This window comes from Alteromonas macleodii ATCC 27126 (assembly GCF_000172635.2).
GTDB classification, from domain to species: Bacteria; Pseudomonadota; Gammaproteobacteria; order Enterobacterales; family Alteromonadaceae; genus Alteromonas; species Alteromonas macleodii.
The window spans coordinates 2,415,648-2,439,086 of sequence record NC_018632.1 but is presented as its reverse complement, the minus strand read 5'-3'; the positions used below and the strand labels follow the sequence as shown (position 1 = coordinate 2,439,086).

Annotated in this window: 24 protein-coding genes; 4 read left to right on the top strand and 20 right to left on the bottom strand. The window is 43.8% G+C overall.

What is annotated here, in order from left to right:
• Positions 1–69 precede the first annotated feature (69 nt).
• The 9 genes from MASE_RS10400 to cysK all read right to left on the bottom strand — a co-directional run bounded on the left by MASE_RS10400 (position 70) and on the right by cysK (position 6,053).
• Entirely contained in the window at positions 70–420 is a 351-nt protein-coding gene (locus MASE_RS10400) for a hypothetical protein (RefSeq protein WP_014949701.1), read from the bottom strand.
• Between the two features lie 48 nt (positions 421–468).
• On the bottom strand, positions 469–1,311 hold the full coding sequence (locus MASE_RS10395) for an IS3 family transposase (RefSeq protein WP_041693506.1): 843 nt from the start codon (positions 1,309–1,311) through the stop codon (positions 469–471).
• Positions 1,312–1,322: 11 nt separating this feature from the next.
• Positions 1,323–1,634 (bottom strand): transposase, encoded by a 312-nt coding sequence (locus tag MASE_RS10390; RefSeq protein ID WP_014949699.1) that lies wholly within the window; start codon positions 1,632–1,634, stop codon positions 1,323–1,325.
• 166 nt (positions 1,635–1,800) lie between these two features.
• Positions 1,801–2,244, bottom strand: coding sequence for a hypothetical protein (locus tag MASE_RS10385; protein ID WP_014949698.1), 444 nt, complete (start codon positions 2,242–2,244; stop codon positions 1,801–1,803).
• A 78-nt stretch (positions 2,245–2,322) separates the two neighbouring features.
• Complete coding sequence (locus tag MASE_RS10380) at positions 2,323–2,757, bottom strand: hypothetical protein (RefSeq protein ID WP_014949697.1); 435 nt, start codon at positions 2,755–2,757, stop codon at positions 2,323–2,325.
• Positions 2,758–2,820: 63 nt separating this feature from the next.
• The gene (locus MASE_RS10375) at positions 2,821–3,240 is read right to left on the bottom strand and encodes a hypothetical protein (RefSeq protein WP_085929483.1); all 420 of its coding nucleotides are present in this window, start codon (positions 3,238–3,240) and stop codon (positions 2,821–2,823) included.
• 197 nt (positions 3,241–3,437) lie between these two features.
• Positions 3,438–3,767 carry a hypothetical protein gene (locus tag MASE_RS10370; RefSeq protein ID WP_014949694.1) on the bottom strand — a complete coding sequence of 110 codons (330 nt, stop codon included), beginning with the start codon at positions 3,765–3,767 and terminating at the stop codon, positions 3,438–3,440.
• Between the two features lie 616 nt (positions 3,768–4,383).
• Positions 4,384–4,842 carry a nuclear transport factor 2 family protein gene (locus MASE_RS10360; protein WP_014949692.1) on the bottom strand — a complete coding sequence of 153 codons (459 nt, stop codon included), beginning with the start codon at positions 4,840–4,842 and terminating at the stop codon, positions 4,384–4,386.
• 245 nt (positions 4,843–5,087) lie between these two features.
• Positions 5,088–6,053: a cysteine synthase A gene (cysK, locus tag MASE_RS10350; RefSeq protein ID WP_014949690.1), complete on the bottom strand. Its 966-nt coding sequence runs from the start codon at positions 6,051–6,053 to the stop codon at positions 5,088–5,090.
• A 271-nt stretch (positions 6,054–6,324) separates the two neighbouring features.
• Between cysK and MASE_RS10345 the strand changes: the two genes are divergently transcribed.
• The 3 genes from MASE_RS10345 to MASE_RS10335 are packed head-to-tail and all read left to right on the top strand — an operon-like array spanning position 6,325 to position 9,110.
• Complete coding sequence (locus MASE_RS10345) at positions 6,325–7,161, top strand: AAA family ATPase (protein ID WP_014949689.1); 837 nt, start codon at positions 6,325–6,327, stop codon at positions 7,159–7,161.
• Entirely contained in the window at positions 7,161–8,342 is a 1,182-nt protein-coding gene (locus MASE_RS10340) for a vWA domain-containing protein (protein WP_014949688.1), read from the top strand. The genes MASE_RS10345 and MASE_RS10340 overlap by 1 nt, the downstream gene beginning before the upstream one ends.
• Before the next feature lie 48 nt (positions 8,343–8,390).
• The gene (locus MASE_RS10335; RefSeq protein ID WP_014949687.1) at positions 8,391–9,110 is read left to right on the top strand and encodes a nucleotidyltransferase family protein; all 720 of its coding nucleotides are present in this window, start codon (positions 8,391–8,393) and stop codon (positions 9,108–9,110) included.
• Between the two features lie 55 nt (positions 9,111–9,165).
• Here the strand turns inward: MASE_RS10335 and MASE_RS10330 are convergent, their stop codons facing one another.
• From MASE_RS10330 to cmoA, 9 genes are all read right to left on the bottom strand, one after another.
• Positions 9,166–10,539, bottom strand: a complete 1,374-nt coding sequence (locus tag MASE_RS10330; RefSeq protein WP_014949686.1) for an MATE family efflux transporter — start codon at positions 10,537–10,539, stop codon at positions 9,166–9,168.
• A gap of 100 nt (positions 10,540–10,639) precedes the next feature.
• A complete protein-coding gene (gene moeA / locus MASE_RS10325; RefSeq protein WP_014949685.1) occupies positions 10,640–11,854 on the bottom strand; it encodes a molybdopterin molybdotransferase MoeA in 1,215 nt (404 codons plus the stop codon).
• Between the two features lie 138 nt (positions 11,855–11,992).
• Complete coding sequence (locus MASE_RS10320) at positions 11,993–12,664, bottom strand: phosphoglycolate phosphatase (RefSeq protein ID WP_232362753.1); 672 nt, start codon at positions 12,662–12,664, stop codon at positions 11,993–11,995.
• A gap of 99 nt (positions 12,665–12,763) precedes the next feature.
• Complete coding sequence (locus MASE_RS10315) at positions 12,764–14,518, bottom strand: sugar phosphorylase (protein ID WP_014949683.1); 1,755 nt, start codon at positions 14,516–14,518, stop codon at positions 12,764–12,766.
• A gap of 5 nt (positions 14,519–14,523) precedes the next feature.
• Positions 14,524–15,747 carry a glycosyltransferase family protein gene (locus tag MASE_RS10310; protein ID WP_014949682.1) on the bottom strand — a complete coding sequence of 408 codons (1,224 nt, stop codon included), beginning with the start codon at positions 15,745–15,747 and terminating at the stop codon, positions 14,524–14,526.
• Between the two features lie 12 nt (positions 15,748–15,759).
• On the bottom strand, positions 15,760–16,569 hold the full coding sequence (locus MASE_RS10305; RefSeq protein ID WP_014949681.1) for an HAD-IIB family hydrolase: 810 nt from the start codon (positions 16,567–16,569) through the stop codon (positions 15,760–15,762).
• Positions 16,566–17,438, bottom strand: coding sequence for a kinase (locus tag MASE_RS10300; RefSeq protein WP_014949680.1), 873 nt, complete (start codon positions 17,436–17,438; stop codon positions 16,566–16,568). The genes MASE_RS10305 and MASE_RS10300 overlap by 4 nt, the downstream gene beginning before the upstream one ends.
• Before the next feature lie 94 nt (positions 17,439–17,532).
• Positions 17,533–18,531, bottom strand: a complete 999-nt coding sequence (gene cmoB / locus MASE_RS10295) for a tRNA 5-methoxyuridine(34)/uridine 5-oxyacetic acid(34) synthase CmoB (RefSeq protein WP_014949679.1) — start codon at positions 18,529–18,531, stop codon at positions 17,533–17,535.
• Positions 18,532–18,584: 53 nt separating this feature from the next.
• Entirely contained in the window at positions 18,585–19,316 is a 732-nt protein-coding gene (cmoA, locus tag MASE_RS10290) for a carboxy-S-adenosyl-L-methionine synthase CmoA (RefSeq protein ID WP_014949678.1), read from the bottom strand.
• A 173-nt stretch (positions 19,317–19,489) separates the two neighbouring features.
• Here cmoA and MASE_RS10285 point away from each other — a divergent pair, with 173 nt between their 5' ends.
• On the top strand, positions 19,490–20,125 hold the full coding sequence (locus tag MASE_RS10285; protein WP_014949677.1) for a response regulator transcription factor: 636 nt from the start codon (positions 19,490–19,492) through the stop codon (positions 20,123–20,125).
• Positions 20,126–20,160: 35 nt separating this feature from the next.
• On the opposite strand, the gene MASE_RS10280 is transcribed toward MASE_RS10285, so the two are convergent.
• Positions 20,161–20,874, bottom strand: coding sequence for a CAP domain-containing protein (locus MASE_RS10280; protein WP_014949676.1), 714 nt, complete (start codon positions 20,872–20,874; stop codon positions 20,161–20,163).
• Positions 20,858–23,320 carry an acyl-CoA dehydrogenase FadE gene (gene fadE, locus MASE_RS10275; protein ID WP_014949675.1) on the bottom strand — a complete coding sequence of 821 codons (2,463 nt, stop codon included), beginning with the start codon at positions 23,318–23,320 and terminating at the stop codon, positions 20,858–20,860. Before fadE ends, MASE_RS10280 begins: the two co-directional genes overlap by 17 nt.
• Between the last annotated feature and the right edge of the window lie 119 nt (positions 23,321–23,439).

Here is a 23,439-nt window from a genome sequence, read left to right as displayed (position 1 = left end):
AGCGACATATCTACGAAGTGCCGTTGCGTTACTGTCCCAGTGACCAAAGGGAACGCGTTAAGCGCCTCGTTAAACACAAGTTTCAGCTAACGAAGTGCTGGCTTGCGATGTGTTTGAAAGCATTTTCTCCATACTTTGTTTTAGAACCATTACTTCCTTGGCCCTATTTTCGTTAAGAATTTGATGGCCAAGCTCTAGTAATTCGATGCGTGTTCTGACGAAACTACAGATGGCTTGTTTTGCGTTTTCTAATTCACCATTTTCTATTTGTTGATGAACAGAAGAAAGATGAATAATGCTGCTATATAACTCTGTAGAGTTTGAACTAGCGCCCGCCGACGTACTGATATATGCGCCGAGAAATAATCCCGAAGTAAAAATGGCTATTGAGAATAGTGAACAAATAATCTTATGTTTCATTCAATACTTCCTTGTGCTGGTCTTACCCACTAAAAGTGGACATCCATGTTAAGCGTAAGTTGCTTCGTATTCATATGGGCTGACATAGCCCAATGTAGAATGCTGACGCACGCGATTATAAAAAATTTCGATGTATTCGAAGATACAAGATTTGATTTCCTGAAGCGAGTTGAATTTCTCCCCGTATATGAGTTCGACTTTCATACGACTGAAGAAAGACTCCATAACTGCATTGTCCCAGCAGTTGCTCCTTCTGCTCATGCTGGACACAGCACCGATGCTCATTATCAGGTCTTGGTATCGCACAGAGCGATATTGAACACCTCTGTCGGAGTGAATGATTAACCCAGGCTCTATGTCTCGTCGGCTAATCGCCATATTAAGTGCGCGTATAATGAGTTCTTCGGTCATATGACTATCAAATGCCCAGCCAACAATGGCTCTTGAGTACAAATCCATCACGGTAGCCAAGTAATGCCATTGGCCTTTAAATCGAATGTAAGTGATGTCAGTGACCCACTTTGTATTGGGCTTTGTTGCTACAAATTGTCGGCGCAAAACGTTTTCACTCACGCGCACATTACTGTGACTATATTGCGAGTATCTAAACGCTCTACCGTTACGAGCACGTAACTGTAGTTGCTGCATGATTTTCGCAATGGTATTAACGCAGCAGGGGACGTTCTCAGCTTTCAAGGCGCGTGTTAACCTGGGTGCACCATAACGCTTTTGGTACTTTTCAAAGAGCGCCATGGTATGCTCACGCAGTTGTTTGCGACGCTGCTGATGCGCGGGAATACCTCGCATAAGGTACTTGTAATAGCCAGAACGAGACACTTTGAGTGCCCGACACATCACCGTTACTCTGAACTGCCCCGCATACACTTTAATGAGCGCGTACTTTACTCTTGGTCGCTCGCAAAGTACGCGGCAGCCTTTTTTAAAAACGCATTCTCTTCTTTAAGGTCAGCCAGCTGACGCTTGAGAGCTTGCACTTCGTCAGAGTCTTCTTGATGAAACTTCACACCTTGAATGGTTGAGAATTGATGACCCCCACAGCGCTTGAACTGTCGACGCCAGTTGTAGATTTGTTGTGCGGAAATCCCCAGCTCTGCGGCTACGGATTGGTTGGAGTTACCTTTTTGATCTGCTCGACGAACAGCCTCTTTACGAAACTCTTCAGTGTAAGCATGAACCTTCTTTTTATTAGCCATAAGTCACCTCTTATCTAACTATAGGAGATGTCCACTAAGTTTGGGTAAGTCCTGCGTATAACGCCCAACTTTGGGGCACAAATACATGGGCTAAAATAACGAGCGAAGCGAAGGGAGCCCATGTGTTTGTGTCCCAGCGAACGCAGTGAGCGCCAACAGTTGTTTGTTAGCTGCAAACCTGCTTATGGAAATATGCTCTATTGCGATATGTAAGACAAGCGGTTACTGGAATTGGTAGAAACATAGCAATAGCAAAAAGCCAATCTATATATGCCGCAAAAACAGTTGCAGTAAATGACGCTATACAGCCTAAAGATAGATAAACAATTAATCGACTAGGCGGAGTATCTGTTTTATGCGGATAAAGTGTCAGGTTGTTAAGTGCGAGCATCCCCCAAAAGCCTAAAAGACCAGCTAATACTATTAGGAAGGGGATCAGCGTTGCCATTTTACTCTCGAATAGCTGGTAGAGCCAAACGGGACTAAATATAACCCCAAGGGTTAGTAAAATCGCAGATGGTCCAAAAGATACAATTAAAACAACGAAATAAAGTATGCTTTTCATTCTTGCAGATAACTTTTCAATAACGGGCGCAGGCACGTAGGGCATAATGGCGAATCCGCCCTGCGTGTATGCGTCCCAGCGAACGAAGTGAGCGAGTTTATTGATTTGTTATATGCGTGCCTATTACAACACATGGACGTCGTTGATAGTCGCTGCATAAAATCCATTACCTTGCGGGATAAACTCAAACTCCACTGTTAAATCCGTAATCTCACTATTAGACGGAAGATAGAAACCAAAAATTAGGTTTCCAGATTCGGTTTCCAAATATTCAGGAAAACATTTGGAAAGGTCTTCATTTTGGAATGTTACTGGCGATGTATTGTTGTAATATTCCTGAACAGCAAACTTTAATTTGGCTTCTGTCCAAGTTTCTCCGTAGCTGTTTGGACAATCCAATAGTTTCTGGGCTTCGTTGAACTTTTGTAGAGAGAGCAGCCTTAACCAACTCTGACAGTAAGACTTCACATGCACTTCTTTGTTTTGTTCAGCGATAGATAGCATGAATTCCTCAAAAGCATATAACTTTTCAATAACGGGCGCAGTCACGTAGGGCATAATGGCGAAGCCGCCCTGCGTGTATGCGTCCCAGCGAACGAAGTGAGAGAGTTTATTGAGTTGTTATGCATCATTCTCTAAAACATCCAAGTTGCATTGGACTAAATCTGCTCCTTTTAGATTAGCGCACTCTGTAAATCCATGTTTTTTCAAAGACTCAATGACGGCGTTATTGGTACTGTAAGTTCCGGTATTTAAACCATAGTCATTTTTATAGATATCTCTCAGCCGAATATCGTCACGAAACATGAGCGACACTGCAAGAACATATTGAAACTTAGCCGTTTCCTTGTCCTGTAATGAGGCCTCATATAAAACAGTAAGAAGCTTGATTTCATTCCAACGATCTGAAGACAAATTGACAGTCGTAACTAACGCATCTATGTATTCTGAGCTCTTTTTTGAATGTGTAAAATATTTACCTGCTAAGAACGAAAAAACGGCTACTAATATTAAAGCGACAAAAAAGAGTTTATTTTGCATGTTCATCTTGATACATAACTTTTAAATAAGGGGCGCAGGCATGTGGGGCATAATGGCGAAGCCGCCCCGCATGTATGCGTCCCAGCGAACGCACTTTTCAATAACGGGCGCAGGCACGTTGGGCATAATAGCGAAGCAGCCCTGCGTGTATGCGTCCCAGCGAACGAAGTGAGTGAGTTTATTGAGTTGTTATGCACCTAAACCACCGTATATGAGAGTGTAACTGGTGAGCCAATAGAAAAAGAAGCTTTAGTGATAATATTTGGCAGATCAATGACTCTTGAATCGTACTCAGTAACAAATGAAACGAAGATATCTGTATTCTCTACTTCTACACAATTAGAAGTTACAAAACTTCCTATAAATTCCAGTGAAGATGGTGTCAGAGGAACGCACACTACAAAACCACCTAATTTTTTATTAGGTCTACAAGATGAGGCTTTAAGGCTTGATTTGATTTCGTTGGATAATTCTTCTGTAAGCGAAAAGAATCTAAAGCTGATATTTAATTCAATGTCTGAGTCCATTCAATGTGTCCGTAAGTGCATAACACTAAGCTAAGGGGCAAAAATACAATGCGATAATGGCGAAGCCGCATTGTGTTTTTGTCCCAGCCCACGCAGTGGGCGACTTGAGCGCCTTGTTATAAGACACTACTCGATGTCTCCATGATCGGAGCTTTCTAGTTCTTTCTTAGCAATCCACATATTGTCCTGGGATGCGCTGTTTTGCCAAAAGAGATCGTTATCGAGATATAGCATGAACAAAATTAATAGTCCGCCCACGACTGGCACTAAAAAGACTACTACGTACACGAAGAATTTACTTTTTGGTTTCATGCTTTTTGAGTTACGAATGGCAAACAATGAAAAAGCTAGAAGGAATATCCAAAAAACTAGAAAGCTAAATTGTAGAGTCGTCATTTCCATGTCTTATAACAATTTAATGTACAGAAAAAATCCTTTATGTAAGGTGGAAACTATCCGTATATCACTTATGAGCGTTTTAAAATTGTTATCCTAAAACAATACTTTGAACAAAAAATAAATGCCTTTAAGCATAAAAGCCGGAAAACATCTTTTTTATTTTCTTCATTTGTAAAAAGCTACGTTGCTGGCCATAAAAACAGCGTTTATCTACACGTTATAAATAGGCATCTGGATGAATTTTATTAACCTTCCATTCACCGTCTTCTTTAATCAAGTCTAGGCTACGCAAGTCTTCAATTTTATCGTCGTTGTATGTTCCACTTAAAAATACGGTGATTGTCGATTTTTCTGCGAACTCGTTGCGGCCAACTCGGCCTGCACTTTGAGGCGTGATGGTGACGGTGTCATATTTAAGGTTTAAGAGGTGGCGCTGAACGTTACTGTTAGTGTGATATCTCGTTAATATACGAGACAGTTTTTCGCTTGATAGGCGAATTGCTGTATCAAGGTTGTCATCTTCATAAACACTTTTGAGAAACGCTACGGTGGTGTACTCAGGGGTACTTTCATCAAGCATGCCGTACCGCCCGATGCCTTCTTCCTTTTTACCGCAAGCGGATAAAATCAACACTGTAAAAAGCCCGAATAGGGCGTACCACATACGCGTTTTCATTTGGATTACCTTAATGTAAAGAGGTCCGTTTCTTATTGATAGTTTTATATCTCAACGAAGTCAATGTGCTCGCCGCTTCGCTAATCTATGCTTTGATTATTCACAATATTGCGCACAAAAGCAAAGTAATAGAGCGTAAAACTCAGGTGTTTGTGTTCATGAAACTTCAGGAGAAACAGAAGAGAGTAGGCATAAAAAAACGAGGCACTAGGCCTCGTTTTTAAATGATTGAAACATTTTGGTGGTTATTGAACTTCTTCTTGTTCGTCGAACGCACCAGCAAACAGAGGGCTACTTAGGTAACGTTCTGTGCCGCTTGCTAGAAGTACTACAACCACTTTGTCTTTGTTTTCTGGGCGTTCAGCAAAACGCTTAGCGGCAACAACGGCTGCACCAGAAGAAATACCTGCAAGAATACCCTCGTCGGTCATTAGCTTGCGCGCCATGTCCATACATTCTTCGTTGGTAACTTGCTCAACTTCGTCAATTAGGTCTAGGTCTAGGTTACCTGGAATGAAACCTGCGCCAATACCTTGAATTTTGTGTGGGCCAGGGGTTAATTCTTCGCCCGCAAGCGCTTGGGTAATTACTGGAGAGTCTGTTGGCTCAACAGCAATTGAAGTGATCGCTTTACCTTTCGTATTTTTAAGGTAGCGACTTACACCCGTGATAGTACCGCCCGTACCTACACCAGCTACGAATGCATCTACTTTACCGTCTGTATCTTCCCAAATTTCAGGGCCAGTGGTTTTTTCGTGAATAGCCGGGTTAGCCGGGTTGTCGAACTGTTGAAGCAATACGTATTTGTCTGGATCTGATGCCACAATTTCTTGTGCAGCGGCAACGGCACCTTTCATGCCCTTAGGCGCTTCAGTAAGGACAAGGTTTGCGCCCAAAGCTTTTAGAAGTTTGCGACGCTCAAGGCTCATGCTGCTAGGCATGGTTAGCGTTAGCTTATAACCGCGAGACGCTGCAACAAACGCCAAAGCGATACCTGTGTTACCACTGGTCGGCTCTACAATTTCTTTACCTTCGGTAAGGACACCGCGCTTTTCAGCATCCCAAATCATGTTTGCGCCAATACGGCACTTAACGCTGAAGCTTGGGTTACGCGATTCAATTTTTGCGTACACATTACCTGATGTTACGCGATTTAGCTTAACTAGTGGCGTGCGGCCAATAGATAGGGAATTGTCGTCAAATACGTTCATTATAAATCCTTACCTCGTTCCTTATTTTATAGGAAACCCCGTCTGTCGTGATCTGTACGACCTTTTTAATAGTTAATAATTCAACGCGTGTGATAGTTAATAATTCACAGCCTGAATTAGGGGATTTCGTCATACCCTTATATCATTGGTCCCAATCAGTAAAATGCAAAGTGCTTTTTAGCTATATGTTATATCTATGGGCAATCATGAGAAGGCCTTGATATTATAGTTAAAATTGCAAAGACGAAAAATTATACGGAGTACAACAATAATGGCTTTTAGTGGCACGTCTAATTATATCGCAACCAAAGACTTACAGCTGGCGGTTAACGCAGCTATTACGCTAGAGCGTCCGCTTTTAATTAAAGGCGAGCCGGGCACAGGTAAAACCATGCTTGCTGAAGAATTGGCCGAGAGTTTAGGCACCGAACTAATTCAGTGGCACATTAAATCAACCACTAAAGCACAGCAAGGTTTGTACGAATACGACGCAGTGTCACGCCTTCGCGACTCTCAACTTGGTGATGATCGCGTTCACGATATAAGCAACTACATCGTAAAAGGTAAATTATGGGAAGCCTTTAGCGCAGAAAAGCGCCCGGTACTATTAATTGATGAAATTGATAAAGCTGACATTGAGTTTCCCAACGACTTGCTGCTAGAGCTCGATAAGATGGAGTTCTTCGTTTATGAAACGCAGGAACGTGTAGTCGCGAAGCAGCGTCCTATTGTTATTATTACATCGAACAACGAAAAAGAGCTGCCAGATGCTTTCTTGCGCCGTTGTTTCTTCCACTACATTCAGTTCCCGAATCCAGAGGAAATGCAAGAAATCGTTAACGTACATTTCCCAGATTTAAAGAAAAAGCTGCTTGATGAAGCGTTAAAGGCCTTCTTTGAAATTCGCGAAGTACCAGGGCTTAAGAAAAAGCCTTCTACCTCTGAACTTATCGACTGGCTTAAGCTCTTGGTTGCCGAAGATATTCCACCAGAAGCGCTTCACTCAAAAGACGGAAAAGCTGCTATTCCTCCACTTTACGGGGCACTACTTAAAAACGAACAAGACATACATTTGTTTGAAAAACTGGTCTTTATGGCGCGTCGCTAATGCTTATTCAGTTTTTTTATACACTGCGAAAATATCAGGTTAAAACCACGCTGCGCGAGTTGCTGGATTTGCTTAGTGCGCTTGAAAAGCACGTGGTGTATGCCGATATCGAAGCGTTCTACAGTTTGTCGCGTACCATAATGGTGAAGGACGAAACGCAGTACGATAAGTTCGACAGGGCGTTTGCTGAATATTTTGAAGGTGTCGAATCTGTCGATCTATTCGGTAAAGATATCCCTGAAGAATGGCTGCGTAAGGAAATCGAAAAAAATTTAAGCCCTGAAGAGCGTGAGGCGCTGCGTAAAGCCGGTGGCCTTGAAGAACTGATGGAAACGTTGAAAAAGCGCTTAGAAGAACAAGAAAAGCGTCACCAAGGTGGAAATAAATGGGTGGGCACCGGCGGAACATCCCCGTTTGGCGCTTATGGCGATAATCCCGAAGGTGTGCGAATAGGGCAAAAGGGCAATAGAAAGTTTTCGGCAGTAAAAGTATGGGATAAACGCGAGTTTAAAAACCTAAGCTCTGATGTAGAACTGGGTACGCGTAACATAAAAGTGGCTCTTAGGAAGCTACGCAAGTTTGCTCGCACCGGCGCCAGTGAGCAGCTAGATGTGCCAACGACCATAGGTGAGACAGCTAAAAAAGGTGGCTTACTCGATATCCACATGGCACCAGAGCGTCACAATGCGGTAAAAGTGTTGATGTTTTTTGATGTGGGAGGCTCTATGGACCCACATGTGAAAAGTACTCAAGAGCTTTTTTCTGCGGTGCAAAGTGAGTTTAAGTACCTTGAGTACTTTTACTTTCATAACTGCGTGTATGAGGAAGTGTGGAAAGATAACCTTCGCCGCAATAAAGAGCGCATTCCTATTTGGGATATCATTCATCGCTACGGAAAAGACTACAAGGTTATTTTTGTTGGTGACGCTACCATGGGGCCCTATGAAATTACCTACCCAGGGGGCAGCGTAGAGCATTGGAATGAAGAACCGGGCAGTGTGTGGATGCAGCGTTTATTGAACCACTTTAACAACGCAGTGTGGCTTAATCCGCAAGCTGAGAATTATTGGCCGTATTATTCGTCTATCAAAATTATTCGTGAAATTATGGAAGACAGAATGTATGGGCTAACGCTTGAAGGGTTAACGGCTGCTATCAAAGGGCTTAGCAGAAGCCGCTAAGCCCTTTGACGTATAACGTTTTATTTCTTTGATATAACGGATATTGAATTGAAGTCGGAAAATTATGCCGTAGCACTTGTGGTGTTGGCGGGCGGAAAGAGCGCTCGCTACAAGGGTAATAAGCTTTTATCGGAACACCCAATTTCTGCGCTTTCTCTTATACAACACAGTGTGGGGGAGGTAGTTAGTGCGCGCGATGACTTAGCGTTAACCAGTGAATTACCCATTACTGTTGTTACGGGTAAATGGCATGATTCCGTAAATACGCAGCTAAAACACTCTCCATGTAAAGTTTCTGAACTACCCATCAGTATCGTACACAACGCTAATTGGGATGAAGGCCTTGCATCAAGTATTCGCACTGGACTCACGCACCTTTTAAGCCTTTCATCACTGTCGAAATCAGTGTCCCCGACAGCAAAGGGCTTGTGTACAAGACCTACTCATGTGCTATTCACGTTGGCCGATTTGCCGAGTCTTGATACACAAGACTTCGTTCACCTTATCAACACTTCTTATGCGAACCCTAATCACATAGTATGCAGTGAATGGCAAAAGCAGGGAGAGAACAATAGTCGATTAACCGTGCCTGCTATCTTTCCTGAAGCGGTATTTAGTGAACTGCTAGCGTTAAATGGCGACATGGGAGCCAAGCCGGTTATTAGGAAGTATGCGAAATTAAGTAGGGTAACGGCTGTGTCTATACCTAACGCACAATTTGATATAGACACGCCACAAGACTGGGACAAACTGAAAAGCAGGGGGTAACTGCTTTGGTTCAATTGAACGGTTTAAACGTTCAGCGTGCTTATGCGGATTGGTATTATGCATTCGCGATACGATGCACAGCACTGGGCCTTTGGATGTAAAGAAGGCGTGCACCTAGCATAACAGCTGCGGCACTCAATCCTACAATGAAGCCAATCCAAAACCCTGCTGCGGCCATTGGTTCTGCCGTTATCCAGTTTGTTCTACCTAAAATAACGCCTGTAGGTAGACCTATTAACCAGTAGGACACAAAGGTAATAACAAACATCGCTGTTGTGTCTTTATAGCCGCGTAATGCATTAGCCGAAATCACCTGAACCGCATCAGACAATTGGAATAACGCCGCATAAATCAATAGCGCATTTGCCAAGGTATATACGGCTTCGTCGCTGGTGTACAGGCCAATGATGAATCCCTTTGCTAGCAGGGTGAAGCTAGCCGTACACGCAGCGGTGAAAAAACCGATCAGAATAGCGGTTCGAGCTGCAATTTTTGCCTGTCGTGGGTTATTTTGCCCTATGCGATAGCCAATGCGAATTGCTGCTGCCATACCAATACTCATAGGAAACATGAACATCAGGGCCGAGAAGTTCAGTGCGACTTGGTGGGCCGCTACCGTTGTGGCACCAAAAGGGGCTAATAACAATGCAACCAGTGAAAACAGCGTCACTTCAAATAGGATAGTCATAGCAATAGGTAAGCCCATTTTGAAGGTGCGATTTATGGTTACCATGTTAGGTTTATATAACTGTCCGAACAAATTGTACTTTTGCAGGGCAGGGGCAAAACGAACATAGATAACGGTTGCTATAAGCATAGTGTAAATCACAATGGCCGTTGCAATACCACAACCCGCACCGCCCATAGCTGGTAATGGGCCTACACCATAGATAAACAGGTAGTTTCCTACAATGTTCGCCATCAGCCCGATAACCGTAATAATCATAGTGGGTTTGGTTTTACCCAAGCCTTCACAATAGTTTCTAAGCCATTGGTAAAGTGCAAATCCAGGCATAGCGAACAGCACATACAGTACGTAGTCTACGGTAATGCTAAATAGCTCGGGCGCCATAGGGAACAGCGCGACTATGCTTTCAGTAAATGGAATTAAGCCTGCTACCGCTAATCCCACAAAGAAAACCAGATAACCAGCTTGCTGACTTGCGTCGGCAATACCACTTAAATTTTTGTTTCCCTGCAGCCGTGAAATGATTGGGGGAAGTGCCAGCGCTATACCCTGTATAAAGCAAAGCAGTGGCACAGTGATGCTAAATCCAAGTGCTACCGCAGCCATGTCGGTTGCACTGTAACGCCCAGCCATAATAGTATCGCTAACGCCCATTAGCATTTGAGTAATCTGCGCAACCAACAATGGCCATGCTAGTTTTAAAATGTCTCTTCCTTCTAAAAGAAAGCGTTTCTTATTCACGGTAATGTGTCTCTATATGGGTCGCCTAGGGCGATAAAAATGCAGAAAATAAAAACGAGCTTAAAAGCCTTAACGAAGTAGCGTTTCAACAACGAACTTGTTAAAAATGTAGCGGTATAACCGGAACCGTATCGCCAACTTTTAACTCACTTATATCTTCATGTACTACCATTAGGCAGTTAGCAGAAGTGATTGAAGTCATAACGCCAGAGCTTTGTGACCTAAATGGTGTGACTTCCCATTCACCTTGATTATTTCTTACCATGGTTGCACGCTGAAAGTCTCGGCGGCCTGCACGTCGCTTAAGAGGTGTCGTAATGCTAGCGTTAACAAAGAACTGCTCGTGCGGTTGTACTTGCCCTTGCATTTTTTTGATAACAGGCACAACCAATAATTTTGCGGTAACAAATGAAGACACAGGATTGCCCGGCAAACCGCAAAACAACGTGTTGTTTATTTTACCCAGAGCAAAGGGTTTACCCGGTTTAACTGCGACTTTCCAAAAGTCGATAGTGCCCAATTCAGCGATGATATCTTTTACATAGTCGGCATCGCCCACAGATACACCACCGCTACTTACCATTACATCTACACGCTCGCTCGCCTCAATGAAGAGTTTACGCAAAGAAGCTTCGTCGTCTTCTACAATGCCGAAATCAACAAGCTCTACGTTTTCATTGCTTAAAATGCTGCTTACACCAACGCGATTAGACTCGAAAATTTGTGTCGATTTACAGGGTTCGCCAGGTGCAGCAAGTTCAGAACCAGTCGCGACTACACCAACGCGAAGTTTTCTGAATACTGCCACCTTACTGTTTCCTTGGGAGGACAGCAGCATAAGGTGTTCGGCGTGAAGGCGCGTGCCCTTGCTTATTAGTGTATCGCCACTGGCGATATCATTGGCCTTTTTACGTATATTCTCTTGCGCCGATGGAATTTTATTGATCAAAACCGCGCCATCATGACTTTCGGTATTCTCTACCATTACAACGGCGTTAGCATTGGCAGGCACCGGGGCCCCCGTCATTATTTTAAATGCTTTGCCTTTTTCAAGCGGCTCATCAGCACTCATGCCAGCTGTAATTACACCCTGTACTTTGAGTTTATCACTGTGTTTAAGATCTTCCGCATTTACGGCATAGCCATCCATTGCTGAATTATCCCATGGCGGGACATCAACGTGGGCAGTTACATCTTGGGCCAAGATGCGGTTGTTGGCGTCAAAAATGCTCACTTGCTCAACGTCGTTTATCGCTTTTGCAGCGTCTAATGCTTTAGTGAGGGCTTCTTCTAGTGAAAGCCATTTAGATGACATACCAACAACTCCATGAAATGATTTAACACGCGGATATTACAGAAAAAGCGGCCTTATACCAAAGGTTAAAGCGTGAAATAAAAGAAAGTATGCGTAAACGACGCAATTGAAGTTTCATCAACGGCTATGTCAGATGAATTAAGAAGCGAGCGTTAATATCTCTTCAAAGTCGTCGAAAACCCAGTTAGGTTTATATTTTGCGATGCTCTCACCATAGTTATACCCATAGGTAAGCCCTATACTCTTTATGTTCGCGGCTTTTGCGGCAACAATGTCATTTTTAGAATCTCCAACCATTACACACTGTGAGGGTGAAACACCAAGCTTTTCACAGGCATGCACAAGGGGAAGGGAAGAAGGCTTTTTTTCCGGTAAACTATCACCGCCAATGGTAAGCGAAAACAACGAAAATATTGAGAACGAAGAAAGAATAGGCTCAATAAATTCCGAAGGTTTATTAGTGATTAATGCTAGCGTGAACCCTTGTTCTTTTAGCGCGTGAAGTGTTGCGAACACGCCGTCGTACAGCACTGTACTTTTAGTATCTAGCGTTCGGTAATAGAACAGAAATTTTTCTAAAGCGGCATCAATCTCGTTTGATGTGTAATGGTGTCTGATCTTTGCGTTGCCGCTCAATCCGCGTTCTACCAGAACACGAGCACCATTTCCAACCCAGTGTCTAATTGTCTGCTCGTTATACGTTGGTAATTGGTAGTCGTTTAATGTTTGGTTTAACGCTGTTGCCAAATCAGGAACAGAATCTACCAAGGTTCCGTCTAAATCGAAAAAAAAGGTATTAATTTCTTGCATTACAAACTTTTGATTTGCTAACTCGTGTGACAAGCATAACACCGCAGTATCCTTACCGCGGTAGATTTATTGGTCAACTGGCGTTATAAGCTCAAAGATTCATTCAAAATCTTGGTTGCTGATCCAAAGCACTTGATAAGGCTTCATTTGTAAGAAACCACTAGAAAGGGCTATCTCGTCACGGGTGATGAGATCAATCCAATTATCTGTGCCAATAAGATTTATGTCAGACAGCAAAATTGTTTGTTCTTCGTCTGAAATATTACTAATACAGAAAATACTTTGCTTTCTATCGAGACTTTGTCGCCAGTAGCCAAATAATTGATTACCAAGCTGCAATGTAAACTGCGTTGCATTGGGGTGAAATGCGGGCTGCGCTTTACGTATGCGTATAAGCTGCGAGATTCGAGTGAGTACTTTATGATGCTGTGAAAAGGGCGAGTCTAACAGAGCCTCTAACTCGTTAAAGTCCCAACGTTTTCTGTTGATTGAACGATTTTGTCCTGTATTAGCGACTTTTTCGTAATCGTTGGATGTGCCGAGTAAACTGTGAATGTAAATTCCTGGTATACCTTCCATACCTAACATTATGGCGTGAGCACAAATAAATCGATCCACTTGATACTTATCAGGGCCCTTGGTGGTTCCTTGCAGCGCGTCGAACAGGGTGATGTTTATCTCGTAAGGCTTTTGCTGACCGTGATCAGAAGCGCGCCACGACACCTTGCCGCCAAAGTGCTGCATTGTATGCACAAGCTCTGAAATTTCTTCATCTGACAGTAGGCCTTCCGCCGGACGCAAGCCAATACCATCGTGCGAAGCGATAAAGTTAAAGTAGGCTGTGCCGTTTTGCGCCGGTGGCATACTCATCATCCAGCTTTTCAAATACGTACAATCACCCGTTACTAATGTATTTACAAGTAACGGCGGAAGCGAAAAGTTGTAGATAGCATGGGCTTCGTTAGCATTACCAAAGTACGTTAGGTTTTCCCTGTTGGGAATATTGGTTTCGGTAATGATTATGATGGAAGGATCCACATGTTCAATCAGCGTTCGGATCAAACGTATGACTTCGTGGGTTTGGAATAGATTAATGCAGTTTGTACCTACAATTTTCCAAAGAAATGCCACTGCGTCTAAGCGAAAGATTTTAGCGCCTTTATCAATATAAAGCTTGATGATATCGATAAACGCTAACAACACCTTGGGGTTTCTAAAGTCAAAGTCAACTTGGTCGTGACTAAATGTGCACCATACATGCTTTGTACCGCTGGCGGTTTCCGTTTCTCGCAGCAAAGGCGACACACGAGGGCGAGTTACCATGGAGAGGTCATCGGATGGATCTGCTGTGAAGAAAAAGTCAGATCCTGGTCCTTCACCCTTCACAAAGTTATCAAACCACACGCTTCTTGCAGAGCAGTGATTGATAACTAGGTCGGTCATCAAGCCATAATCCTCAGCAATGACTTCAATATCGTCCCATGACCCTAGTGCTTCATTCACCGTAGAGTAGTCGATAACCGAAAACCCATCGTCTGAGCTGTACGGAAAGAAGGGCAGGATGTGAACATTATTAACGGTGTTCTTGCAGTAGCGGTGCAAAAACTTATTTAACGTAACCAGCGGGCGCTCCCCTTCGTCAATGACACTATCACCGTAGGTAATCATGATAATGTCATCTTCATCCCAATAATTGTGATGAGACTGAGGTGAAGCAATATCCGTTTGCTGCTGAATGCCTATAGTGTTCATTAACTCAGTCGCTAGCGTCTCATACGAGACGTCAAGCGATACATCGGCATAAATGCTTTCTAAATGGTGTTTTACTTTGTCATGGAGATGGTCCCATGCCATATTACTTACTCCATATATTCTGCAGTATCGGCTTCAACCGCTTCTAATAGTCGCTCTAAAATATCGGGTACCGCGCTGGTCACGCGGTTCCAGCTTGGTATAAACGGCGTTTCCATAGGGTTTTCTAAAAAGTTTTGCCCCGCTTTCATGATGTTACTGGCAAACATTTCTACTGCTTTCTCTTCGCTGTGAATGTCTAAGTTCAAGCCATTCATTACCGCGTCATTGTGGTAGGTTTCTATAAAGTCTAGCGCAATACGGAAATAGGTGGCTTTAATTGAGCGGAACATTTCGTTGCTAAACGTATAGCCTTGCGTGGCAAGTTTTCTGAAAATGGCTTTGGTAATGTCGATAGACATTTTAGACAAACCACCTTGGTCGTTATTAAGCGATAAATCCTGATGTTTATGGTCGTAAATATCACATATATCTGCCTGACACAGGCGGTTGTGCGAATAGTTGCGGTGCATTTCAGACAGCACACCAATTTCTAAGCCCCAGTCACTTGGAATGCGAATATCGTTTAGTACGTCGCGTCTAAACGAAAATTCACCCGCTAATGGATAGCGGAAGCTATCCATAAACTCCAAGTATTCGTTGTCTCCCATAATGCGTTTTAATGCACGAAGTAATGGCGTAACAAGAAGTCGGGAAACACGGCCATTAATTTTGCCGTTAGCCACACGCGCATAGTAACCCTTACAAAACTCGTAGTTAAACATTGGGTTGGCTACAGGGTAGATAAGCTTGGCGAGCAAATCTTTGTTATAGGTAACAATATCGCAATCGTGTAACGCAACTGACTCTGCGCGATTCGATGCTAGTACGTAGCCCATGCAGTACCAAACGTTTCGGCCTTTACCTAACTCCTTTGGCGCCAAGCCTTGAGCCTGAAGCTCTTCATCAAGTGCTTTAAGGCGAGGACCGTCGTTCCATAGCACTCTGTGATGCTGAGGAAGTTTGCCGAAGAATTTTAGTGCGTGTTTGTACTGCTCTTCATTGGCTCGGTCCAGACCGATGACAATTTCTGATAAGTAGGGTACGTCTGTTAATTCGTTGACGATATGTGGAAGTGCGTCGCCTTCTAATTCAGAAAAGAGCGACGGTAAAATAAGTGCCATAGGGCGCTTCTGTGAAAACTGTAGAAGCTCTGCTTCAAGCTCTTCGGTAGGACGACGAGCTAAGTTATGTAACGTAGTAACCACACCATTTTGATAAAAATCAGCCATGTGTCCTCCTGATCATAGGGATAGCAATTGAGTAAGCATTTCGTTCCAGCCTTCAGGGCCGGTTAGGGTGCTGGTATAGACCTCTTCTTTTTTTACTGCTGGTGGAGGATTTACCGGGGATAAAATGCGAATGGGGACGTGCGCCGCTTCAAGCATTGCAACGTCGTTCTTACCATCGCCAAGGGCAATAGTGTTAACTTTGGTGGTATGTTGCTTTTGATATTCATTGGCCAGCCACTTGAGAGCCTGGCCTTTATCGCAATTACCTGAAATATGAATGAAGCGGCCGCCTTCTAGAGGGAAAGCACCGCGATCTTTTACTACCTTTAAAAAGCGTTGTTTTTCTTCGTCAGTGCCAAGCCACAAAACCGGCTCGCCAAACTGGCGTTTGGCAGCAAGTGACGCTGACCTTTCGTCAAGCCCAGTACATTCCTGAATTTCTTGAATCGACATTTTTGAGAATTGTTTATACTTGCCGTCAAATTCGCTACCTATTTTTTCAAGTAGCTTAATCCAGTAATTTTTGTTTGAGATAAACGCCTTACACCAGTAGCCATCTATCCAAACCGTACCGCTGGGTTTTTGTTTGAAAAAGCCATGAGGGATGAAAATAGCGGCGCCATTTTCAATAATAAAAGGCCCGTCTAAACCAATACTCTCGCGCAGCGGTTGTAATTCAGCAAAGGTTTTGCTGGTAGTGGGAATAACGGGAATGTCCTTTTTTTCTAATGCCGTTAAAGCCGGTTTCGCCGCCTCGAAAGAGTAGGTATGGTGGTCTAACAGCGTGCCGTCCATATCGGTGAAAACAAGCGTTTTCGTCATCGTTTTACGTCCTGTTTAGTTATCGTTCTTGTTTCATCTAGATAAAACACGGTGTCGCACTTTTCAGGCAAGTGACGTAATGCGTGTTCAGTGATGCGTTGGTAGTGTTGCACAAAGTTTGCCACTTCTTCATCAGACATCACTCCATCGCTATCTTTTAACGCTTTTTGGGCGAGTTTATGTTCTTGTTCTAACCGCCATTGATACACACAGTCGAAACTCGGTGCTTTTAGCATAATGCGGTAGTCTATTTTGTCGAACAACGTCTGATAATCGCCTGCTAGTTCAGTGTTTACAAAAGAGCGCCAAATGCCCAATGGGTCCTCTACTTCTTCAAGGTGGTTTACTGGCCGTTTAAGTTCGCTAGATGTTTGCGCAATAGCGCCCACACACCATCCTTCAAGTATGATGAAATCGGGTGAAGATTCGATTACAGGCCACTGTTCTTTGGGGAACGGGTTATCTGTAGCTTTGTTAAAGCGGGGCAGCGATGTACACGTGCCTTTTTCTAAACTGCGAAACGTATTTAACGCTAGAGGAATGTCATGAGTACCCGGTACACCACGAGTTGCTAGAAGCGGGTGAACTTTTATTGCTAGCGCATTTCGCTGCGACTGGTCGTAGTAAAAATCGTCAATTGAGAGTGATACCACTTTTTTGTTGTGGACCGAGGTAAGGAAGGACTCGATAAAACTGGTCAGAGTTGATTTACCTGAACCCTGACTGCCATTTATGCCCACGATAAATGGTTGTGTTGCACCGTCTTGGTGCTTAAGCAGTTGCTCACATAATGGAGTGAACCATTTTTGTGCAGTTTCTGCATAGGTACTTGGCAATTGATGCGTCGTTAGAAAGCCATGTATATCCATGTTGTCACCTTAATCAATGCAGAATTCGCACGTTCTTCTTGATTAAGATAACAACATTTGTGCCAATAGGGTAACAGAGGCGTGGTCTTACGACTTACTTCTTGTTAGCGACAATAACGGCCCTTTGTGGTGCAGGGTAACCTTCGATAGTGCGAGTAATATCTTCCGGATCGAGAAAATCTTTCAAAGATTGCGTTTCCATCCAAGGCGTTGCGCGCTGCTCATCTAGGGTTGTGTGGTTGATATCTACAACGCGAATATTTTCAAAGCCTAAACGGCCTAACCAAACAGAGAGGGCTGCAGTGCTCGGTAAGAACCACACATTTCGCATTTGTGCATAGCGTTCACCCGCCATCAATACTGTATTTTCATCACCATCCACAACAAGGGTTTCAAGAACCAGTTCGCCACCTTTTCTTAGCTGGTCTTTAAGTTGCTGCAGAAACGCCATTGGGTCTTTACGGTGGTAAAGTACACCCATAGAAAACACAGTGTCGAAAGCTCTCAGTGGCTGCATGTCTTCAATGCCCATCGGTAGAAAATGGATATTCTCGGAAGGCGCACTACTTTTACTAATAAATTGTTTAATGGCGTGAAACTGAATAAGAAACAGTTGGGTAGGATCTATACCTATTACGTTATTGGCACCTTCACCCAGCATGCGCCACATGTGATAACCACTACCACAACCTACGTCTAAAACGTTTCGGTCTTTCAGCGAACTAATATGAGGTGCTACGCGATCCCATTTCCAGTCCGAACGCCACTCTGTATCAATATGAATTCCATGAAGATTAAATGGCCCTTTTCTCCAGGGCATAAACTGCTTTAGTAATCCTTCAATTTGTTTTTGGACATATTCATCTACGTCATTTTCGGTGCCAATGGAAACGCTTGAGGCTAAATCAACACAACTCGGCGACGTAGTCGGCAGCTTCGAAAGTAAACGGCACCATTTATCAAACTCACCGTGTTTAGCAGTTCGCTGCCAGGTGTCCATTTGTGCCGGCAGCGTTTGAAGCCAATGTGATAGCGGGCTGTCTATTAACGATTTGTAGCAATCGGTAAACCAAGTTTGTTCTAATTTGCTCATACTGTTCTTAATATGTGTTGGCGTTGCGGAAAGACGGACGTAGCGAGATTTGTTTAGCCTTTAATGGCAACCATAGACGTGAAGTTATAACATTTGTACCACATCACAACATCGGTAAACCCGACTTTTCTCAAGCGAGTATCATGCTCGTTAAATGTATCGGTTAGCATAACTTTTTCTAACGCGGCGCGCTTTTGGCTCACTTCTAGTTCACTATAACCGTTGTCGCGCTTAAATTGATGATGTAAATCTACCAGCAGTTCATTGCCAGTAAGGGTAGGGTGGCGTATTTTTTCTGATAGCACCAACATACCGCCGGGGTTAAGCCCGTCGTAAATGCGCTTTAATAACGCTTCGCGGTCAGCGGGTGGGATAAATTGCAAAGTGAAATTCATCACAACCAAAGAGGCATTCTTAATTTCTACACTTTGTGCAAACCCATGCTGAATAACAATTGGGTTTGGCAGTGTGAAGGTCTGTACGACGCGTTTGCAGCGTTCTACCATTGCTTCTGAAGCATCCACACCAATAATTTCACATGTATCGTTAGGTACAGCTCTTGCCACAGATAAACTTGCAGCACCTAAGCTACAGCCAAGATCATAAACGAAGGTATTGGGCGTAACGGCAATTTTAGCCAATTCGCCTATGGTGTGAACAATGGTTTCGTATCCAGGCACTGAGCGCTGAATCATATCGGGAAACACATCAACGACAGACTCGTCAAATTTAAAGTCATCTACTTTATTGAGTGCCTTTGCGTATATATTGTCGTGTTTCTTCACAGTGGGTCTTCAATTAACTAATTTGGGGCGCAATTTTACCGTTTGATACGTAAATGCCAATGGAAAACACCAAATTTGTTATATTTTGCGTGATTTTTCTGGTTTAGGGCTTTTCGTTAATGATCTAAAGTATTAATCTATACTCATAATACAATAAGGAAGCAGTAACGCTAATGACAAGAATTCTAGTAGCAGACGATCACCCATTGTTTCGCGAAGCTTTGAGCGGCGCGTTGGAACCTTACTTTGAAAACGCACAGATAATTCAAGCAGGAAGCTTGGATGATGCGATGGCGAAGCTAAACGAATTCGACGGTGTTGAGCTGATCCTTCTTGACCTTAATATGCCTGGCGGTGAATATTTTAACGGCCTTATTACCCTGCGTGAGCAATATCCGAATATTCCTGTTGGTGTAGTTTCGGGCAGCGATACTGTTGAGGTTGTCGCTCAAGTAATGAGCCTAGGTGCTCAGGGCTTTATCCCCAAAGTGTCGCAAACACGAGAAATTGCTCAGGCTATTGTAGACATTATTGGTGGCAAAAAGTGGCTTCCAGAAGGTATGGAAGAAGAACTAGAGAAAGTTGACGATGAGCTTAAAGTTCTACTTCAGCGCTTCCGTGAACTTACACCTAAACAGATTCAAGTGCTTTCTTACTTACGCGCAGGCTTAATGAACAAGCAAATCGCTCACGAGATGAACGTTACCGAAGCCACAATCAAAGCACACATTAGTGCCATTCTTCGCAAGCTAGAGATCAACACGCGTACGCAAGCCGTATTGTTGATGGATAAACTCCAACTTAGCTAAACTAAGTATTTATCTAGCGCTAATAAAAAACCGGATTATTCATCCGGTTTTTTTGGCTGTAAAATAATTTCACCACTTTCCGTGACGATCCCAAGACCTTTATCAGGGACATGGTCAAACTTCTTTTGACGCTTTATTAGAAGCGTAGTTGTTGTGTCATCCTTTAAGTCATTGTTAGACGCTTCTGTGTCAATCAGTTTGGTCAAGTATATGGCCCAGTATTCAACGTGAGGCGTTGAGTAATCTTTGTAAAAGGCAATACCTATTTGATCTTGTTCTTGATAAAAAGGTAACTCTGCTAACAAGTGTTGACGGTGTGAAGTCGATGTTTTAAGTGCGTACCACACGTCATCAGCTGTTATATAACCACCAGCAAGGGCCTCCACTTGATTGCTCATCGCATCGCCATAATATTCTGGTAACGTTAAACCAGCATTGCGAATGCGAGTGTTCGGACTGCCGCCCAAAAAGTGAGACACCAAGCCTCTCTCAGCCATGTCTTTGGCTTTTGTTTCAGCCAGCATAACAAGCGTAGGATTACATTTTAGTACCGAACGTTGTTGACCTTTGTCGTTAGCAATTAATAAAGAGAGTTCTCTCGCCTGTTCGGTATTTCCGCAGGTTGTTTGATCGGCCAAGCAAAGGCTAGAAAATACGTAGGTGAGTGATGTTAATAGAATGAATCGTTGACGAAAAAGGCCGCGAGAGCGGCCCTTTTGTTTGGGTATGAAATTAAGCAGCTTTGCCACCTCGTTTCTTAGCAGTGGTGTTGGAATTAACCTTCGCTACTAATTCTTCGTGGTCGAAATCATCGACGTTGATAGTGCGAAGTCTTCCAGCTTCAGTCTTACGAAGTAGATTCGCTTCTTCTTCGTTAATAATTCCTTCTGCTAGCGCTTCGTCAGCAAGCACATCTAAACGGGTAAACGGTAGTTTAGCTTTTTTGTGCTTACAAATACGTTCGAAGATAGGCTCACTTGCTAGTACATCATCAAGAGTTTGCTCAAGATCGCCAAACAAGCTTCCTTCCTCACGGGTGAGGTACTGACCATAACCTAAACGGCTACGTGCAGTTGAAGGCGTTTGAAGCATTTGTGCAATAGCATGTTCTGTCTTGTCTGAAGGCTTACCAATACGTCGGCCAAACGGAATCACCATAACGCGAAGCGCTGCAGCGATTGCGCGGTTAGGGAAGTTAGCCAAGAAGTCATCAATTGCTGTCTCGATATCGTGCAATGTAGTTTGCATTGCCCAATGTAAAAGCGGTAAATCTTCTTTTAGACGACCTTCTTCGTCGAAGCGTTTAAGCGTTGTACTACCCATGTAAAGGCCACTTAGGATGTCACCTAAACGCGCTGATAAACGCTCGCGACGCTTAAGATCACCACCAAGCACACCCATAGAGACATCGGTTAGTAGTGCTAAGTTTGCACTGTAGCCTTGAAGTAGCTTGTAGTAACGCGCCGTTTCGTCAGTGAACGGTGCGCTGCTGAATGCGCCATTGGTTAACGAGAACCAAATACTGCGAACAGTATTAGCTACCGCAAAGCCAATATGACCGAATACCGCTTTATCAAACGCTTTCAACGCTTCTTTTTTGTCTTCGATAGACGCAGCTTCTATTTCCTTAAGCACGTAAGGGTGACAACGCATTGCACCTTGACCAAAGATCATCATGTTACGGGTTAGAATGTTTGCGCCTTCAACCGTAATTGATACTGGTACACCTTGATAGCCGCGACCAAGGTAATTATTTGGCCCAAGCATAACGCCTTTACCGCCGTGAACATCCATCGAATCATTAATGATTTGACGCATCTTCTCGGTTAAGTGGTACTTACAGATAGCCGAGATAACAGAAGGTTTCTCACCAAGGTCTACACCCACCGTTGAGAAGCGTGTTACGCCATCCATCAAATATGCGTTACCACCAATGCGCGCAAGCATTTCTTCAACACCTTCCATATGACCTACAGGCATACGGAACTGGCGACGAATACGTGCATATGCACCCGTTGCAAGAGATACTGATTTAGCACCACCAGCAGCAGATGAAGGAAGGGTAATACAGCGACCTACCGACAAACATTCAACCAGCATGCGCCAGCCGCGACCTGCCATTTTCGGACCACCAATGATGTAATCGATTGGAACGAAAATATCTTCACCCTTAATAGGGCCATTTTGGAATGGCGTATTGAGTGGGAAGTGACGGCGACCAATCTCTAAACCTTTAGTGTCGCGAGGAATAAGGGCACATGTTATGCCCGGCTCTTTGTTATCACCTAGAAGACCTTCAGGATCTTGAAGTTTAAAGGCAAGACCAATAACCGTAGCAACAGGCGCAAGGGTGATGTAGCGTTTGTTAAACGTTAGGCGCATACCCAACACTTCTTCGCCATTCCACTCGCCTTTACATACAACGCCAACATCAGGGATCGCACCTGCATCAGAGCCAGCTTCTGGGCCGGTTAATGCAAAACAAGGGATTTCTTCACCGGCAGCAAGACGGGGAAGATAATGATCTTGTTGCTCTTTTGTTCCATAGTGCTGAAGTAATTCGCCCGGGCCCAATGAGTTTGGTACACCGACTGTGCTTGATAGCACCGCGCTAACGCCTGCAAGTTTTTGAAGAACGCGAGACTGGGCATATGCCGAAAACTCTAGACCGCCATACTCTTTCTTGATGATCATCGCGAAGAATTTGTGTTCCTTAAGGAACTGCCAAATTTCAGGTGAAAGATCAGCATCTTTATGGTTTATTTGCCATTCATCGACCATTGAGCACACTTTGTCACAAGGACCGTCTAAGAATGCTTGCTCTTCAGCAGTGAGTCGACCTTTCGGAATGCGGTGTAATTTATCCCAGTCTGGCTTGCCGCTGAAAATATCACCGTCCCACCATACCGTACCTGCGTCGATAGCTTCTTGCTCAGTGCTCGACATTTCAGGCATAACTTTGCGGTAGAAGGCTAGCAGCTTCTTAGAGATGTGCTGCTGTCTGATATTTGCGAGCGTGAACGGCAGTGTTAAAGCAAGGAACACTACCCAACCAAGCAGGCCGATGTCACCGAAAAGGGTGCCTAAAATCATAACACCTGCGCCCATGGCAACCGCTGTTACCAAGCTGGTTCGCTGATAACTAGCTACCGCTAGTGTCACAACGACCAGTAAAAACCATATAAAATCTGCCATACTTCACTCCTGAAAGGCGTTAAACGTTACGCTAGTCTTAACTCGAGCATAGTGAGTTGCTTTATGAAAAGCAGTCACAGATCGAGGTCAGACCAGCATGCTGTAAACCTATTATTTAA

Coding starts and splice junctions, on each gene's coding strand:
- MASE_RS10400 (WP_014949701.1), bottom strand. CDS start 420: ATGAAACATAAGATTATTTGTTCACTATTCTCAATAGCCATTTTTACT.
- MASE_RS10390 (WP_014949699.1), bottom strand. CDS start 1,634: ATGGCTAATAAAAAGAAGGTTCATGCTTACACTGAAGAGTTTCGTAAA.
- MASE_RS10385 (WP_014949698.1), bottom strand. CDS start 2,244: ATGCCCTACGTGCCTGCGCCCGTTATTGAAAAGTTATCTGCAAGAATG.
- MASE_RS10380 (WP_014949697.1), bottom strand. CDS start 2,757: ATGCCCTACGTGACTGCGCCCGTTATTGAAAAGTTATATGCTTTTGAG.
- MASE_RS10375 (WP_085929483.1), bottom strand. CDS start 3,240: ATGCAAAATAAACTCTTTTTTGTCGCTTTAATATTAGTAGCCGTTTTT.
- MASE_RS10370 (WP_014949694.1), bottom strand. CDS start 3,767: ATGGACTCAGACATTGAATTAAATATCAGCTTTAGATTCTTTTCGCTT.
- MASE_RS10360 (WP_014949692.1), bottom strand. CDS start 4,842: ATGAAAACGCGTATGTGGTACGCCCTATTCGGGCTTTTTACAGTGTTG.
- cysK (WP_014949690.1), bottom strand. CDS start 6,053: ATGAACGTATTTGACGACAATTCCCTATCTATTGGCCGCACGCCACTA.
- MASE_RS10345 (WP_014949689.1), top strand. CDS start 6,325: ATGGCTTTTAGTGGCACGTCTAATTATATCGCAACCAAAGACTTACAG.
- MASE_RS10340 (WP_014949688.1), top strand. CDS start 7,161: ATGCTTATTCAGTTTTTTTATACACTGCGAAAATATCAGGTTAAAACC.
- moeA (WP_014949685.1), bottom strand. CDS start 11,854: ATGTCATCTAAATGGCTTTCACTAGAAGAAGCCCTCACTAAAGCATTA.
- MASE_RS10320 (WP_232362753.1), bottom strand. CDS start 12,664: ATGCAAGAAATTAATACCTTTTTTTTCGATTTAGACGGAACCTTGGTA.
- MASE_RS10315 (WP_014949683.1), bottom strand. CDS start 14,518: ATGGCATGGGACCATCTCCATGACAAAGTAAAACACCATTTAGAAAGC.
- MASE_RS10310 (WP_014949682.1), bottom strand. CDS start 15,747: ATGGCTGATTTTTATCAAAATGGTGTGGTTACTACGTTACATAACTTA.
- MASE_RS10305 (WP_014949681.1), bottom strand. CDS start 16,569: ATGACGAAAACGCTTGTTTTCACCGATATGGACGGCACGCTGTTAGAC.
- MASE_RS10300 (WP_014949680.1), bottom strand. CDS start 17,438: ATGGATATACATGGCTTTCTAACGACGCATCAATTGCCAAGTACCTAT.
- cmoB (WP_014949679.1), bottom strand. CDS start 18,531: ATGAGCAAATTAGAACAAACTTGGTTTACCGATTGCTACAAATCGTTA.
- MASE_RS10285 (WP_014949677.1), top strand. CDS start 19,490: ATGACAAGAATTCTAGTAGCAGACGATCACCCATTGTTTCGCGAAGCT.
- fadE (WP_014949675.1), bottom strand. CDS start 23,320: ATGGCAGATTTTATATGGTTTTTACTGGTCGTTGTGACACTAGCGGTA.